This window comes from Aurantimonas sp. NFXS3 (genome assembly GCF_049132005.1).
Lineage (GTDB): Bacteria > Pseudomonadota > Alphaproteobacteria > Rhizobiales > Rhizobiaceae > Aurantimonas > Aurantimonas coralicida.
Window position 1 is genome coordinate 91,391 of record NZ_JAGDDZ010000001.1, and the last position, 15,896, is coordinate 107,286.

The 15,896-nt window shown below is 67.5% G+C and carries 15 protein-coding genes; 5 read left to right on the forward strand and 10 right to left on the reverse strand.

Features of this window, described 5'->3' with window-relative positions; genetic code table 11:
- Window positions 1–52 precede the first annotated feature (52 nt).
- Genes hisS through hisG form a run of 3 tightly spaced genes read left to right on the forward strand, consistent with a single transcriptional unit; the run spans window position 53 to window position 3,463 of the window.
- Window positions 53–1,615 carry a histidine--tRNA ligase gene (gene hisS / locus J3367_RS00405; RefSeq protein ID WP_024349273.1) on the forward strand — a complete coding sequence of 521 codons (1,563 nt, stop codon included), beginning with the start codon at window positions 53–55 and terminating at the stop codon, window positions 1,613–1,615.
- Window positions 1,596–2,765 (forward strand): ATP phosphoribosyltransferase regulatory subunit, encoded by a 1,170-nt coding sequence (locus J3367_RS00410; protein WP_373279275.1) that lies wholly within the window; start codon window positions 1,596–1,598, stop codon window positions 2,763–2,765. The genes hisS and J3367_RS00410 overlap by 20 nt, the downstream gene beginning before the upstream one ends.
- Window positions 2,762–3,463, forward strand: coding sequence for an ATP phosphoribosyltransferase (gene hisG / locus J3367_RS00415; protein WP_024349271.1), 702 nt, complete (start codon window positions 2,762–2,764; stop codon window positions 3,461–3,463). Before J3367_RS00410 ends, hisG begins: the two co-directional genes overlap by 4 nt.
- 441 nt (window positions 3,464–3,904) lie before the next feature.
- Here hisG and J3367_RS00420 read toward each other — a convergent pair whose 3' ends face one another.
- The 10 genes from J3367_RS00420 to groES form a co-directional block, all read right to left on the reverse strand.
- Window positions 3,905–4,285 (reverse strand): DoxX family protein, encoded by a 381-nt coding sequence (locus J3367_RS00420; protein WP_035694448.1) that lies wholly within the window; start codon window positions 4,283–4,285, stop codon window positions 3,905–3,907.
- A 204-nt stretch (window positions 4,286–4,489) separates the two neighbouring features.
- Window positions 4,490–5,878 carry a class II fumarate hydratase gene (gene fumC, locus J3367_RS00425; RefSeq protein WP_024349268.1) on the reverse strand — a complete coding sequence of 463 codons (1,389 nt, stop codon included), beginning with the start codon at window positions 5,876–5,878 and terminating at the stop codon, window positions 4,490–4,492.
- A gap of 171 nt (window positions 5,879–6,049) precedes the next feature.
- Window positions 6,050–6,733, reverse strand: a complete 684-nt coding sequence (locus J3367_RS00430) for a hypothetical protein (protein ID WP_024349267.1) — start codon at window positions 6,731–6,733, stop codon at window positions 6,050–6,052.
- Window positions 6,734–6,759: 26 nt separating this feature from the next.
- Window positions 6,760–8,916 (reverse strand): xanthine dehydrogenase family protein molybdopterin-binding subunit, encoded by a 2,157-nt coding sequence (locus J3367_RS00435; protein ID WP_024349266.1) that lies wholly within the window; start codon window positions 8,914–8,916, stop codon window positions 6,760–6,762.
- Window positions 8,917–8,920: 4 nt separating this feature from the next.
- Window positions 8,921–9,379: a (2Fe-2S)-binding protein gene (locus tag J3367_RS00440; RefSeq protein WP_009208293.1), complete on the reverse strand. Its 459-nt coding sequence runs from the start codon at window positions 9,377–9,379 to the stop codon at window positions 8,921–8,923.
- Window positions 9,380–9,649: 270 nt separating this feature from the next.
- The gene (locus tag J3367_RS00445; RefSeq protein WP_024349265.1) at window positions 9,650–9,832 is read right to left on the reverse strand and encodes a CsbD family protein; all 183 of its coding nucleotides are present in this window, start codon (window positions 9,830–9,832) and stop codon (window positions 9,650–9,652) included.
- A gap of 95 nt (window positions 9,833–9,927) precedes the next feature.
- Window positions 9,928–10,698 carry a sulfite exporter TauE/SafE family protein gene (locus tag J3367_RS00450; RefSeq protein WP_024349264.1) on the reverse strand — a complete coding sequence of 257 codons (771 nt, stop codon included), beginning with the start codon at window positions 10,696–10,698 and terminating at the stop codon, window positions 9,928–9,930.
- A 205-nt stretch (window positions 10,699–10,903) separates the two neighbouring features.
- Window positions 10,904–11,323 (reverse strand): RrF2 family transcriptional regulator, encoded by a 420-nt coding sequence (locus J3367_RS00455; protein ID WP_024349263.1) that lies wholly within the window; start codon window positions 11,321–11,323, stop codon window positions 10,904–10,906.
- Between the two features lie 133 nt (window positions 11,324–11,456).
- Window positions 11,457–13,115 (reverse strand): chaperonin GroEL, encoded by a 1,659-nt coding sequence (groL, locus tag J3367_RS00460; protein ID WP_024349262.1) that lies wholly within the window; start codon window positions 13,113–13,115, stop codon window positions 11,457–11,459.
- An 83-nt stretch (window positions 13,116–13,198) separates the two neighbouring features.
- Complete coding sequence (groES, locus tag J3367_RS00465; protein ID WP_024349261.1) at window positions 13,199–13,495, reverse strand: co-chaperone GroES; 297 nt, start codon at window positions 13,493–13,495, stop codon at window positions 13,199–13,201.
- Between the two features lie 300 nt (window positions 13,496–13,795).
- Between groES and J3367_RS00470 the strand changes: the two genes are divergently transcribed.
- Together J3367_RS00470 and J3367_RS00475 are read left to right on the forward strand one after the other, a co-directional pair.
- The gene (locus J3367_RS00470) at window positions 13,796–14,686 is read left to right on the forward strand and encodes a TIGR01459 family HAD-type hydrolase (RefSeq protein WP_024349260.1); all 891 of its coding nucleotides are present in this window, start codon (window positions 13,796–13,798) and stop codon (window positions 14,684–14,686) included.
- Window positions 14,686–15,666, forward strand: coding sequence for a bifunctional riboflavin kinase/FAD synthetase (locus J3367_RS00475; RefSeq protein ID WP_024349259.1), 981 nt, complete (start codon window positions 14,686–14,688; stop codon window positions 15,664–15,666). The genes J3367_RS00470 and J3367_RS00475 overlap by 1 nt, the downstream gene beginning before the upstream one ends.
- The last annotated feature ends 230 nt before the right edge of the window (window positions 15,667–15,896 follow it).

Genomic DNA, 15,896 nt, shown 5'->3' on the forward strand with positions numbered 1-15,896 from the left:
CAGGAAAGGGTGCATCCGAGCGCCCGTCAAACCGTTTGGACGCAGCGCATTCATGGCCGACAAGAAGAAGAAACCGTCGAGGGTCCAGGCACGGGTGCCGCGCGGCTTCGTCGATCGCGACGCCAGCGATCTGCGCGCCCAGGACGCCATGCTGGCGAAGATCCGCCGGGTCTACGAGACCTACGGCTTCGAGCCGGTGGAGACGCCGGTGTTCGAATATACCGACGCGCTGGGCAAGTTCCTGCCGGATGCCGACCGGCCGAATGCCGGCGTGTTCTCGCTGCAGGACGACGACGAGGCGTGGATGAGCCTGCGCTACGACCTGACGGCGCCGCTCGCCCGCTATGTGGCGGAGAACTACGAGAGCCTGCCCAAGCCCTATCGCAGCTACCGTGCCGGCTACGTCTTCCGCAACGAAAAGCCGGGGCCGGGCCGCTTCCGCCAGTTCATGCAGTTCGACGCCGACATCGTCGGTGCACCGAACGTCTCGGCGGATGCCGAGATGGCGATGATGATGGCCGACACGATGGAGGCGCTGGGCATCCCGCGCGGCCAGTATGTCATCCGCGTCAACAACCGGAAGGTGCTCGACGGTGTCCTCGAGGCGATCGGCCTTGGCGGCGACGAGAATGCCGGCCGCCGCCTGACGGTGCTGCGGGCGATCGACAAGCTGGACAAGTTCGGCCCCGATGGCGTCAAGCTGCTGCTCGGCAAGGGACGCTGGGACGGCGGGCAGGAAGGCGAGGGCGATTTCACGCCGGGCGCCGGGCTGGACGACGCGCAGACGGGAAAGATCCTCGGCTTTGTCGGCGCATCGAAGATCGATGAGCTCGCCGGCATATTCCCCGGTGAGGCCGGCGAAGGACGGATGGGCGAGGGCATTGCCGAGCTGAACGATATCCAGGCGTATCTGGACGGTGCTGGCTATCTGGGCCGGGTCTCGATCGACCCCTCCGTCGTGCGCGGTCTCGAATATTACACCGGGCCTGTCTTCGAGGCGGAGCTGCTGTTCGACGTCACCAACGAGAAGGGCCAGAAGGTCCAGTTCGGCTCGGTCGGCGGCGGCGGGCGCTATGACGGGCTGGTGTCGCGCTTCATGAGCCAGCCGGTGCCGGCGACGGGCTTTTCCATCGGCGTTTCCCGCCTGATGACGGCGCTGAAGAATCTCGGCCGCCTGGATGCTGCCGAGCGGACCGGGCCGGTGGTGGTCACCGTGATGGACCGCGACCGGATGGCCGACTACCAGGCCATGGCGACGACGCTGCGCGCGGCACTGAACACCGACGAGAACGGCAATCCGACGGCGACGCCGGTGCCGGTCGAGGTGTTCCAGGGCAACCCCAAGCAGTTCGGCAAGCAGCTGCAATATGCTGACCGGCGCAACGCTCCCGTGGTGGTCATCCAGGGCGGCGACGAGAAGGCGGCCGGCAAGGTGCAGGTCAAGGATCTGGCGCTCGGCAAGGAACTGTCCGCCGAGATCACCGACAATGCCGAATGGCGCGAGGCGCGGGCCGGTCAGGAAATGGTCGACGAGGCCGACATGGTCGCGGCGGTGAAGGCGATCCTGGCGCGTCAGAATGGCCGTTCCGGCGGCGATGCCGGCAGCGGAGCCTGAGACCGTGAGCGCCGAGACACGCGCCGGAACGGGCGCGCCCTACGAAGCCGAGCTCGGCGCTCTGTTCGCCGCACGCGGCGCGGCGCGCGTCGATGTGCCGATCATCCAGCCGGCCGACCCCTATCTCGACACGGCCGGCGAGGCGCTGCGCCGGCGCATCTTCCTGACCCGGGGCGAGGCCGGCGAGACCCTGTGCCTGCGGCCCGACTTCACCATCCCCGTCTGCCGCGACCATGTCGGCCACGGCGCGACGCTGCCGCGCCGCTACAGCTATGTCGGGCTGGTGTTCCGCCAGCGGCCGACCGGACCGGGCGAGTTCTACCAGGCCGGGATCGAGGATCTGGGCGAAGAGAACGCCGCGACCGCCGATGCGCGGGCGTTGGCCGACGCCCTGGCGGGGCTGGAGACCTGCGGTCTCGAAGCCGGCGAGCTCGATCTCGTTCTCGGCGACCAAGGCCTGTTCGAGGCGTTCCTGCGGGCGCTCGGCCTGCCGGAGGGCTGGCAGCGCCGTCTGGTGCGCACCTTCGGCCATGACGATCAGCTGGAAGCGGCGCTCGCCGCGCTCGCACGTGGCGGCAGCGGCGCGCTGGACACGCTCGATCCGGAATTTGCCGAACTCGCCCGTCTCGGCGAGCAGGGCGCGCTGACTTTCAAAATTCGCGAACGCATGGAGGAAGCGGGGCTGCCGCCCCATTCCGGGCGCTCGCCGGGCGAGGTCGCGGCGCGGCTGATCGAGAAGGTAGCGATCGCCGAGGCCCGGCTCAGCGAGGGCTCGTTGCAGCTCCTGCGCCGGTTCCTGGCCATCGACGCCCCCCTGTCGGAGGCCGGCACGGTGATCGGCGATCTTGCCGGCGCGGCCGGGCTCGATCTCGGCCGGGCGCTGACCTTCTTCGAGACCCGCAATCTCGCGCTGCGGGCGGCCGGCGTCGATCTCGCCGCAGTGCGCTATCGCGCCGCCTTCGGTCGGCCGATCGATTATTACACCGGCCTCGTCTTCGAGGCGCGCCGCAAGGGGTCGGACGAGCCGCTGGCAGGCGGCGGGCGCTATGACCGGCTGTTGAGCATTCTCGGCGCCGAGCGGCCGGTGCCGGCCGTCGGCTTTTCGCTCTGGCTCGACCGCATCGCCAGCCGGACGGGAGACGCGGCATGACGCTCACCCTCGCGATCCCGTCCAAGGGGCGGTTGAAGGACAAGGCCGTCGCGGCGCTGGCCGGGGCCGGCATCCATGTGGCGTCGGCCGAGGATTCGCGCAGCTACCGCACCAGCGTCACCGGTGCGCCGGGACTGGAAGTACTGCTGCTGTCGGCCTCGGAGATCGCCCGCGAATTGCGCGACGGGGCGATCGATTTCGGCATCACGGGCGAGGATCTGATCCGCGAGACCATCGCCGAGCCCGACCAAATGGTGGAAACGGTGGCCCGCCTCGGCTTCGGTCATGCCGACGTGGTCGTGGCCGTGCCCGATGCCTGGGTCGACGTGGAGACGATGGAAGACCTGAACGACGTGGCCGGCGGCTATCGGGCCCGGCACGGGCGCCGCCTGCGGGTGGCAACGAAATACTGGCGGCTGACCCAGAGCTTCTTCACGCGGCGCAACGGGATCCAGAGCTACCGTATCGTGGAGAGCCTCGGCGCGACCGAGGGCACCCCCGCTGCGGGCTCGGCGGATGTCATCGTCGACATCACCTCGACCGGCTCCACCCTGACCGCGAACCATCTCAAGATCCTGTCCGACGGGGTGATTTTGCGGTCGCAGGCCTGCCTGATCCGCTCGCTGGTTGCGCGCGACCGCCAGGATGTGGCCGAAGCGGACGCCCTGGCCGCCCGGTTCGGTTCGGCGCCGGACTGACATCAGCCCGGTGGCACCGTCGCTCCCGGTAGGGAAGCGGCGGTCTGTTCTGATCAAGACTATCCGGGTCTGTGGCCGCCCGTCGCCTGCAGGCATTCTACGAAGAGATCGAGAACATATTTCCGGTCAGGACTGTTGCGTCTGATGTCGGCCTCCGAATGGATGACCTTTTCCATCAACATCCAGGCGACGTATTCCCGGCTGACCTGACCGGAATTGATACTGACACGTTCCGTCATATTTCCCCCATCGAACCTGCTGGCTCACGTGGCGAATCTCACGCGCCGCGATGCTATAAGAAGAGAATTCTATAAGGCAATAGAACTTACGTAAAGGAATCCCCGTTCGGCGGATGCCGGTTTTGGGGCGTGCGCACGAAAAAGCCGCCCCGGCGCGTTGGCGACCGGAGCGGCTGGGCCGTTCTTCGGACCTTTGGGCTCGTCAGGCGTAGCGGCTTTCGCGCTTCGGCTTGTCGACGGCCAGCGCGCCGGCACCGGCGCCGGCAAGGGCGAGGAAGCCGCCGGCGAGGGCAATGTTCTTGAGCAGCGCGGTCTGGTCGTCGATATGGGCGAGGAGACCGGTGGCGACGCAGAAGGCGGCCAGCGCGATCGCCACGGCCCGCGTCTGGAAGCCGACGAGGACCGCGATGCCGGCCAGAAGCTCGAAGGCGCCGACGACATAGGCCATCACGAGCGGTGCGGGCACGCCGAGGCTGGACAGATAGCCGGAGAAGCCTGCGGCACCGGCGAGCTTGCCGAAGCCCGACAAGATGAAGATGATCGACAGGAGAACCCTGCCGAGAAGGATGAGATTGGCGTTCATGGCGATGTCTCCTGGGCGGCGTCGTTGCGGTGGATGATGTTCCGCAGTGCCTTTGTCGGTTGAACCGATGCACAGGTAAACTGCCGCGCCGGAACTTGCATCCCGGCCCGGCGCCGACAATTCGTCAACCAAAAACGATACAATCGCAGTTCTGGTGGCGACGACCGATAGGCAGGCATCGATCGTCGCCGTCTGTCACCCGGATCAGCCCGGCGCGATCATGGTGCGCGGATCGACGATCCGGTCGTAATCCGCCTCGGAGACGAGGCCGCTCGCGACGGCTTCCTCGCGAAGGGTCGTGCCGTTCTGATGCGCCGTCTTGGCGATCTTGGCGGCCGCATCGTAGCCAATGGTCGGCGCCAGCGCGGTCACCAGCATCAGCGACTGCTCCATCAAGCTCTGGATGCGCTCCTCGTTCGCCTCGATACCGTCGACGCAATGTTCGGCGAAGCTGACCATGGAATCGGCCAGGAGCCGGATCGAGGACAGGACGGCATTGGCAATGACCGGCTTGAAGACGTTCAGCTCGAAATGGCCCTGCGACGCCGCCACCGTCACGGTGGTGTCGTGGCCGAAGATCTCGGTGGCGACCATGGTGATGGCCTCGGCCTGGGTCGGGTTGACCTTGCCCGGCATGATCGACGAGCCGGGCTCGTTGGCCGGCAGGTTGAGTTCGCCGAGACCGGAGCGCGGGCCGGAGCCGAGGAAGCGGATGTCGTTGGCGATCTTCATCAGATCGGCGGCCAGCGAGTTGAGCGCGCCGTGGAAGAAGGTCAGTGCGCCGTGCGAGGCCAGCGCCTCGAACTTGTTGGTCGCGGTGCGGAACGCCTCGCCGGTGAGCTTGGCGACCTCGGCGGCGACCGCCGTATCGAAGCCCTCGGGCGCGTTGAGGCCGGTGCCGACAGCGGTGCCGCCCTGGGCCAGCGCCAGGACACCGTCGAGAGCGTCGTTGATGCGCTTCTTGGAGAGTTCCAGCGCCGCGGCGTAGCCGGAGAATTCCTGGCCGAGCGTCACCGGCGTGGCGTCCTGGGTGTGGGTGCGGCCGATCTTGATGATCGACGCATACTGCTTCGCCTTGGCGTCCAGCGAGCCGTGCAGCCGGTCGAGCGCCGGCAGCAGCAGGCGGCGGGTCTCCAGGACGGTCGCGACATGCATGGCCGTCGGGAAGACGTCGTTGGACGACTGGCTCATGTTGACGTGGTCGTTGGGATGCACCGGCTTCTTGCTGCCCATGGTGCCGCCGAGCATCTCGATCGCCCGGTTCGAGATGACCTCGTTGACATTCATGTTGGTCTGGGTGCCCGAGCCGGTCTGCCAGACGACGAGGGGGAAGTGGTCGTCGAGCTTGCCCGCGACGATCTCGTCGGCGGCGCTCTCGATGGCGTCGGCGATCTGGCCGTCGAGGCGGCCCATCGAGGTGTTCACCCGGGCCACAGCCTTCTTGACGAGGGCGAGGGCGTGGATCAGCGGCAACGGCTGGCGGTCCCCGCCAATGCGGAAATTGTTGCGCGACCGTTCGGTCTGGGCGCCCCAGTAGCGGTCGGCCTCGACTTCGATGGCGCCGATGGAATCGGTTTCGGTACGGGTGCTCATCTTCTGCCCTTCGCAGCTCGTGTACAGGTCGGGCATGGCTTACCGGGCGCGCCGCCGGATCGGAAGGGGCGGACGCAGGGTAAAATCGGTTTAGGCCGGCGGCGAAGCCCCAAACGAAACAGGCGGGCCCTGGGGACCCGCCTGCAAGATCTCGTCATGGATGCTGGCCGGTCAGCCGGCCGGGCAATGGGCCCCGGTCGCGGCCCAGGCCTCGTAGAGCGCGCCGAACTGCTCCTGCGTGCCCGGCACCTTCTCGCGGCCTTGGCCCGGATTCCAGCCCCAGCCGACCAGATCGTCGGCGGCCATGTGCTCGACGAGCTCGGCCAGGGTCTTGCCGCCATTGCGGTCCTGATCCTTGATCTGCACGCAGATCTCGGCCAGCGAACGGCCCTCCCAGGCCATCTCGATCGGCGCGACATGCCAGTTCGGATTGCCGGGGATCGAGCGGATGCCCTCGGCCTGCGCCACCACCTCGACATTCTCGGGACCATGGCAGGTGTTGCACATCATGCCGGGGGCGCCGAAATTGGAATCGCCGCGCACGACGGGCGGCTGATGCTCGCGCATCTCCATGCCCTGGAGCGGCGAATTGCCCGCCGGATGGCAGTTCACGCAGCGCGGATGCAGGAGCACCTTGCCGGTTTCCTCGAAGATGGCGATCGAGCGCTGGGTCTCGTCGGCGATCCCGTCGAAGGCCGAGACCGGCTTCAGGGTCCGCTCGGGATCGGCCTGGGGCGCGACGGCAGGCGTCGAGGGTTCGGGCGCCGCGGGCGCGCGTTCCTGCGCACCGGCCGGACCCATGACGAGGCCAGCGGCGACGAGGATGCCGGCGAAGCGGCCGGCCAGGGATGTCATTGACGTCACAGATGCTGTCCTGTCGTTCACGAGACGAGATTGCCGACGATCGGCAGGCGGCGCACCGGCTGGCCGGTCAGGCGACGCCAGGCATTGGCGACGGCCGGTCCGATCGGCGGAGTGCCGGGTTCGCCGACACCCGTCGGCGGCTCGCTGGAAGGGATGATGGCGACCTCGACCTCGGGCATCTCGTTGATGCGCAGCGAGCGATAGTCGTGGAAGTTGGACTGGACGACGCGGCCGCCGTCGCCGAGCGTGATCTGGTCGTAGAGGATCGCGCCGAGGCCGTAGCCGATGCCGCCCTCCATCTGGGCCCGGATGATGTTCGGATTGACGGCAACGCCGCAATCGACCGCGCACCAGACCTTGTGGACCTTGGGAGCCCCGTCCTCGCCGATGGAGACCTCGGCGATCTCCGCGACATAAGTGTTGAAGCTCTTGTGGACCGCGACGCCGCGCTGACGGCCTTCCGGCGCGGGCGTGCCCCAGCCGGCGATCTCGGCGACCTTCTTCAGGACGGCCGTGTGGCGCGGGTGTTCGCCGAGCAGCGCCAGGCGCCCCTCGACGGGATCCTTGCCGGCCTTTTCCAGCATCTCGTCGAGGAAGGTCTCGACGGCGAAGGCGGTGTGGGTGTGGCCTACCGAGCGCCACCACAGGATCGGCACCGGCAGCTCGGTCTGATGGGCGTAGACCCGGCGATTGGGGATCGCATAGGGCAGGTCCGAGGCGCCCTCGACCGTCGTCTCGTCGAGCTCGGTCTTGTTCATGATCGACTGGCCGGCGATCTTGTGGTCCCAGGCGACGATGTTGCCCTCAGCATCGATGGCGCCCTTGATCGCGTGAACGTAGATCGGACGGTAGAAGCCGCCGCGAATGTCGTCCTCGCGGGTCCACATGTGCTTGATCGGACGGTCCATGCCGGACGCCTTGAAGGCGGCTGCCGCCTCGCGCATGTAGGGCGAGCCGAACTGGGCGCGGCGGCCGAAGCTGCCGCCGGCAAGCTGCATGTTCACCCGCACCTTCGACGCGTCGACGCCGCAGACCTCGGCGATCGCGGCCTTGTCCTGGCCGGGGAACTGCGAGCCGTTGTAGCAGTCGATCGAGCCGTCCTCCTGCTTGATCAGCACCGCATCTAGCGGCTCCATCGGGGCATGGGCGAGGAAGGGGAAGACGAGGTCGGAGTGCATCGTGGTGATGCCGTTCGCCGAGGAGGCGCCGTCGACATCGCCTTCATTGGCCGCCTCGAGCCCTTCGCCGGAGAACAGCGCGCGGTAATCCTCGTAGATCTCCTCGCTGGAGCGCGACTCGGCGGTGGTCAGGTCCCAGACGATCTTCAGCGCATCGCGCGCCTTCAGGGCGGCATAGGTGTTCTCGGCATAGACCGCGATGCCCTGCGGAATCTGCTGGATGTCCACGACGCCGGGGATCTGGCGAGCCGCAGTATCGTCGAAACTCTGCACCGTGGCGCCGAAATGGGCCGGATGCGCGACCATGGCGATCATCATGTTGTCGGCGAGGACGTCGAGGGTGAAGACCGCCTTGCCATTGGTCTTTTCCGGCGTGTCGAGCTTCGGCCGGTCGGTGCCGATCAGGACGAAGTCCTTCGGATCCTTGAGGACCGGATCGGAAGGTGCATCCATGGTGGCGGCCTTGTCGGCGAGTTCGCCGAAGCCGGATTCCTTGCCGGAGGCCGCATGGGCGATGCGACCCTTGGAGACGGTGATCTCCTCGGCCGGTACGCCCCATTCCTCGGCCGCCGCGGCGACCAGCATGGCCCGTGCGGTGGCGCCGGCCTTGCGCATCTGCTCGTAGGAATTGGCAATCGACGTCGAGCCGCCGGTGCCCTGCAGGCCGAAGGCGAGGTTCTTGTAGGTCTCGTCCGCGGGCGCCGCGGCGGCGCGCATCTGGCTCCAGTCGGCGTCGAGTTCCTCGGCGACCAGCGTGGTCAGGCCCGTATAGGGACCCTGGCCGAACTCGATATGCTTCGACAGGACCGTGACCGTGCTGTCCGGGGCGATGCGCACGAAGGCGTTGAATTCGCTGGCCGGGCCGGCGGGACCGGCCGGTGCGCCCTGGATCAGGGCAGCGGCGGCCTTGGTCCGCGAGGCCAGCGCCACGCCGATGACGAGACCGGTGCCGATCAGAAAGTTGCGGCGGGTCGGGTTGATGGTCTGGATACCCATGGGATCAGCCCTCCAGCGTGTCGGAGGCGTCGTGGATCGCCTGGCGGATGCGTTGATAGGTGGCACAGCGGCAGATGTTGCCGGCCATGGCGTTGTCGATGTCCTCGTCGCTCGGCGTCGGATTGAACTGCAGCAACGAGACCGCCGACATGATCTGGCCGGACTGGCAATAGCCGCATTGCGGCACGTCGATGGCGGTCCAGGCGGCCTGCACGGCCTCCGCTTCCGCGCCCTCGACGCCCTCGATGGTGGTGACGCTGGAGCCGTCGACGGTGGAGATCGGCGTGATGCAGGAGCGCCGGGTCATGCCGTCGAGATGCACGGTGCAGGCGCCGCACTGGGCGATGCCGCAGCCATATTTGGTGCCGGTCAGGCGCTCGGCGTCACGGATGACCCAGAGCAGGGGCGTGTCGGGATCGCCGTCGAACGTCTTCTGTTCGCCGTTGAGTGTGAAACTGATCAAGGGAAGCCTCCTTCAGGGCGGCCGGTCAGGCAGGTGCCGCCACGCGGCTCCGTCATGATTTGGATTGATTCCAAAATAGCCGAACAGCGGGAAACGGCAACCACAATCGGGTGGCCGCACCGTCGTCGAGAGGGGAGGAGGGTTCGGAATTGCTGCGGCGCACACAGTGCGTCACGCGGGGCCCAATGGTGGACGTGCGGCGGGGTCTGCACATGAAAAAGGCCGCCCCATGGGGACGGCCTCTCGAAACGTCTGCGGCTCGTAGCGCGATCAGCTGGTCTGGTCGTTCACCGCGTCCTTGACCTTGCCGTAATTCTTCTGGGTCTTGCCTTCGATTTCGTCGGCCGCACCCTCGCCCTTCAGGCGCTCGTTGCCGGTCAGGTCGCCGGCAGCCTGCTTGAGCTTGCCACCGGCTTCGGTGGCGGCACCCTTGACTTCGTTCTTGTCGACCATTGGACATTCCTTTGCTTCGTTGCCGGCAGTGTCTGCCAAGCTTCGATATCCAAACGGTTTTCGGGTGCGGTTGTTCCGGGAAAACTGCGGCAAGTTCAGCGGATGAGGCCGACGATCTGGGTGATGGCCAAGCCGCAGACGAGAAGACCGACGATGCGCAACAGCGCCGTCTCCGGGATCCGGCGCACGATCACGCCGGCGAAGGGCGCCGCCGCGACGCCGCCGACGATCAGGCCGAGAATGGCGAGGCCGTGGGTCGTCAGGTCGCCGGCCTCCTCCCAATGTCCGGTGACGAGCGCGAAGACGAAGGTCAGCGAGACCGAGAGGGTGACGAGGAACTCGGCCGTGTTGACCGTGCCGATGACGTAGCGCGGCTGGCCGCCGGCGCCGAGCAGGCCGGAGGTCACGATCGGTCCCCAGCCGCCGCCGCCGACCGCGTCGAGGAAGCCGCCGCAGGCGGCCAGCGGCATGGAGGTCGCGGGCGAGACCGGCCTGCTGGGGATCTTCCGGAACGAGCGGACGAGGAGATAGACGCCGATCACCGCCAGATAGGCGCCGACATAGGGGCGCAGAATACTGCCGGAGATGCTGGTCAGGACGTAGGTGCCGAGAACGCCGCCGAGAATGCCGAGGGGCACGAGGCGCCAGAACAGCTTCCAGTCGACATTGCGGTTGGCGAGATGCGCGGTGCCCGACGCCGCGGTGGTGAAGAGTTCGGCCGTGTGGACCGAGGCCGAGGCCGCGGCGGGCGCGACGCCGAAGGACAGGAGCACGGTGGAGGAGACGATGCCGTAGGCCATGCCGAGCGCGCCATCGACGAGCTGGGCGAGGAAGCCGACGGCAAGAAACAGGAGGAAGTCGCTCATGGAAGACCCGGTCGTTGGAGACCGGATCAGGCTATCTTATTCCTATCTCGTGGATAGGAATAGAAGTTCGGCGGAGGGCCTGCCGCGCGCACATCCTGTGCGTATTTCGCCGACCCATGAGATCGGACATCTTCGACGCCTGCGGGGCGGTGGTGTGACTGCACATGCCAGGGCGGATGCCCGGGCGGACGGGGCGCGTCCCGGACTAGGCAGGATCGTCGGCCCGCTCCCCTTCGCCGAAATGCCGGGCTTCCAGAATGGCGGCGGTGGCGTCGCGCACCGCCAGAAGCGCGGTGCGGGTCTCGCAGGTCTCCACGTCGCGGCAATCCTCGCAGCGGCGATAGGCGGTGCGGGACGCGCAAGGGGCGAGCGCCAGCGGACCGTCCACGACGCGGAGGACATCGGCGAAGCTGATCTGGTCGCCGGGCCGCGCCAGTCGGTAGCCGCCACGCGCCCCCCGCAGACTGACGAGGAGGCCGGCCTGTTTCAGTTCGGCCAGGATCGCTTCGAGGAACTTGCGCGGAATCTGCTCTTCGGCGGCGATGACGGCGGCCGATACGGGCGCGGCCCGCGGCGCGATGTTCCTCAGGGAGCGGATGGCGTAGCGGGCGCGCTGCGAGATCATGGCATGTCTATCGCAAGGCGGGCGCGGCCGGGCAAGCCGGTGCTGCCGCAGGCGGGCAGGGCACATGAAAAAGGGGCCCGGCGATGCCGAGCCCCTCGATAGTCCGGATGAATGTCCGGCCGGTTCGGACTTCTTAGAAGTCCATACCGCCCATGCCACCCATGCCGCCCATGCCGCCGGGCATGCCGCCGCCGCCACCGCCGGCCGACTCCTTCTTCGGAGCCTCCGAGATCATGGCTTCGGTGGTGACCAGCAGGCCGGCGACCGATGCCGCGTCCTGGAGAGCCGAGCGAACGACCTTGACCGGATCGACGATGCCCATCTGGATCATGTCGCCATACTCGCCCGTCGCGGCGTTGTAGCCGAAGGACAGGGACTCGTTCTCGAGGATCTTGCCCACGATGATCGAGCCTTCCGCGCCGGCGTTCTGGACGATCTGACGGATCGGAGCCTGAAGCGCCTTGCGGACGATGGCGATGCCGGCGTCCTGGTCGGCATTGATGCCCTTGATGGTGACGGCGTTGGAAGCGCGCAGCAGCGCGACGCCACCACCGGCCACGATGCCTTCTTCGACGGCCGCACGGGTCGCGTTGAGGGCGTCGTCGACGCGGTCCTTCTTCTCCTTGACTTCGACTTCCGTCGCACCGCCGACGCGGATGACGGCGACGCCGCCTGCGAGCTTGGCGAGACGCTCCTGGAGCTTCTCGCGGTCGTAGTCCGAGGTGGTCTCCTCGATCTGACCCTTGATCTGGCCAACGCGGGCTTCGATCTGGGTCTTCTCACCGGCACCATCGACGATGGTGGTGTTTTCCTTGGTGATCGAGACCTTCTTGGCGCGGCCGAGCATGTCGAGGGTGACGTTCTCGAGCTTGATGCCGACGTCCTCGGAGATGACCGTACCGCCGGTCAGGACGGCGATGTCCTCGAGCATGGCCTTGCGGCGATCGCCGAAGCCCGGTGCCTTGACGGCCGCGATCTTCAGGCCGCCACGCAGCTTGTTGACGACCAGCGTGGCCAGGGCCTCGCCCTCGACGTCCTCGGCGATGATGAGGAGCGGCTTGGAGGACTGCACGACGGACTCGAGGACCGGCAGCAGCGCCTGGAGGTTGGAGAGCTTCTTCTCGTGCAGGAGGATGTAGCAATCCTCGAGCTCGGCGACCATCTTCTCCGGGTTGGTCACGAAGTACGGCGACAGGTAGCCGCGGTCGAACTGCATGCCTTCGACGACTTCGAGCTCGGTCTCGGCGGTCTTGGCTTCCTCGACGGTGATGACACCCTCGTTGCCGACCTTCTGCATGGCCGAGGCGATCATCTCGCCGATTTCCTTCTCGCCATTGGCGGAGATGGTGCCGACCTGGGCGACTTCGTCCGAGGTGTCGATCGAGCGGGCGGCAACGCCGAGCGCCTCGACGACCTTCAGAACGGCCGCGTCGATGCCGCGCTTGACGTCCATCGGGTTCATGCCGGCGGCAACGGCCTTGGCACCCTCGCGGACGATCGCCTGGGCGAGAACCGTCGCGGTGGTCGTGCCGTCACCGGCCTTGTCGTTGGTCTTCGAGGCCACTTCGCGCACCATCTGGGCGCCCATGTTCTCGAACTTGTCCTCGAGCTCGATCTCCTTGGCGACCGAGACACCGTCCTTGGTGATGCGCGGGGCGCCGAAGGACTTGTCGATGACGACGTTGCGGCCCTTCGGGCCGAGGGTCACCTTGACCGCGTCGGCAAGAATGTCGACGCCACGCAGCATGCGCTCACGTGCGTCGCGGCCGAACTTTACTTCTTTAGCTGCCATGTTCGTATTCTCCCGGGCGCGCCATCTGATCAGGCCGCGCCGTTTCGAAGTTTCGTGGAATTACGGAAATCGCAGGCGCCTGATCAGGCGACGACGCCCATGATGTCGGATTCCTTCATGATCAGGAAGTCTTCGCCGTTCAGCTTGACCTCGGTGCCCGACCACTTGCCGAAGAGGACGCGATCGCCCGCCTTCACGTCCAGCGGCACGACCTTGCCCGAATCGTCACGAGCACCGGAACCGACGGCGACGATCTCGCCTTCCTGCGGCTTCTCCTTGGCGGTGTCCGGAATGATGATGCCGCCAGCCGTCTTGGCTTCGGATTCCACCCGACGGACCACGACGCGGTCGTGCAGAGGACGGAAATTCACAGCTGCCATGTTCGTTGAACCCTTCGTTGACGGATATGGCCGGACCCGCTTTTCGGCATCCGGCGTGAACAACTGGCACTCACCTGGGGCGAGTGCTAACGACGATGGAGATAGTGTCGCAGCCGGCGCGGTGTCAAGCGGTCGGCGCATCGCGTCATCGAAGTTTCGTTAATCGCCGTCCGGGATCGGCCCGGCATCCCTGGGCGGGGTTGACGCGGCAGGTGCGGGCGCTTGCGACAGCGCTTCGCCTTGACCGGTCGGCAGGCCGCCTCTATCGGCACGGGACAGGCAATGGCAGCGTGGACACCGATGGAAACTTCTCTCTCCGACACCGGCCGCGGGACGGATACCGTCCGACCGCCGCAGGACGTCCGGCCGATCGCCGCGCTGGCCGAGATCGCCGGCGACTACGACGCGATCTTCTGCGACGTCTGGGGCGTCGTCCACAATGGCGTCGTCAAGCATCCGGCCGCCGAGGCGGCGCTGACGGCGGCGCGTGCGGCGGGCGTCAAGGTGGTGCTCCTGACCAACTCGCCGCGCCCGTCGGCCGGGGTGGTCGCGCAGCTCGGCACGATGGATTTCTCCCACGACGCCTATGACGCCATCGTCACCTCCGGCGACGCGACGCGCGCCCTGATCGCCGATGTCGCGGGTCCGGTCTTCCATATCGGGCCGGAGCGTGACTACGACCTCTTCGCCGGCATCGACGTCGATCTGGTCGGCGAGGCCGAGGCGAGGGCGGTGATCGTCACGGGCCTCTACAACGACGAGGTCGAGACGCCGGCAGACTATGCCGACATGCTGGCCCGGCTGCAGGCGCTCGACCTGCCGATGATCTGCGCCAATCCGGACATCGTCGTGCATCGCGGCGAACGGCTGATCCCGTGTTCCGGGGCGCTGGCGCGCGACTACGGCCTGATCGGCGGCACGGTGCGCCTTGCCGGCAAGCCGCACCGGCCGATCTACGACGTCGCGTCGCGCGTCCTCGATCTCGGGGCGTCGTCGCGGGTGCTGGCGATCGGCGACGGGCTGATGACCGACGTGAAGGGCGCCAATGATTTCGGCGCCGACGCACTGCTGATCACCGACGGCATCCATGGCGAGGAACTGGCGTCGGCGGATTCGGCGACGCAGACCGTCGCCGCCGTCCTGTCGGAACGCGGCCTGACGGCGCGCTACTTCATGGCTGCCCTGACATGATGCCAGACGCGATCGCGCGTCTCGGCTCGGTCGCGGACGTGCCGGCGGATCTGCGCGGCGCCGTGGTGGCGGTGGGCAATTTCGACGGCGTGCATCGCGGCCATCAGGCCGTCCTGGGAGAGGCCCGGACCATCGCGGCGGCCGAAGGACGACCGCTCGTCTGCCTGACCTTCGAGCCGCATCCGCGCTCGGTGTTCCGGCCCGACCAGCCTGTCGCGCGGCTGACACCGGCACCGATGAAGGCGCGCCTTCTGGAGATGCTCGGCTTCGACGCGGTGGTCGAACAGGGGTTCACCCGCGAGTTTGCCGGCCTCGCGCCGGAAGCCTTCGTCGAGACCGTGCTGGTCGAGGCGATGGGCGCCCATCACGTGGTCGCCGGCTTCGACTTCCATTATGGCGCCAAGCGTGGCGGCACGCCCGAGACGCTGGCCGGGGCGGGTCGGATGCATGGCTTCGGCGCCACCCTTGTGCCGGCCTTCGTCGACGAGGGCGGCGAGACGGTGTCGTCGAGCCGGATCCGCGACCGCCTCGGGGAGGGCGCCGTCGCCGAGGCCGCGGGGCTGCTCGGCTACCGCTGGACGATTGCCGGCGAGGTGGTCGGCGGTGCCAGGCTCGGCCGCACGCTGGGCTATCCGACCGCAAACATGGTGATCGAGCCGGACAGCCTGTTGAAGCACGGCATCTACGCGGTGCGCCTGCGCCGTGCCGACGGCACGCTGCATGACGGCGTGGCGAGCTTCGGCCGCCGCCCGACCTTCGACAATGGCGCGGCGCTGTTCGAGACCTTCCTGTTCGACTTTTCGGGCGATCTTTATGGCGAGACCGTTTCGGTGTCGCTGTTCGGTTTCCTGCGCGGCGAGGAGCGCTTCGACGGCGCCGAGGCGCTGATTGCCCAGATGGATCGCGACGCGGAAGAAGCCCGCGCGATGCTCGCCGGCGTCGCGCCGCTCGGCGGCCTCGACCGCCGCATGGCGTTCTGAGCCTTCACCCTCGCCCAGGGGCGGCGACGCCCGCCCTGCGGCGGCGCGTTCTTTCCATCTGGGCGCGGAGTTGCTAAAGCCACGCCATGTTGGATCCACGCGCAATACTCCGTCCGGGCCGAATTAGTCGCCCGGCCTTCTGACCGGCCAGGCCGGAGAAGGTCCGGGTTGCCGGCCATTTGCGCCACCACGCCTCCTTTTCTCGCGCCGCCGTCACGACCGCGGCAGAC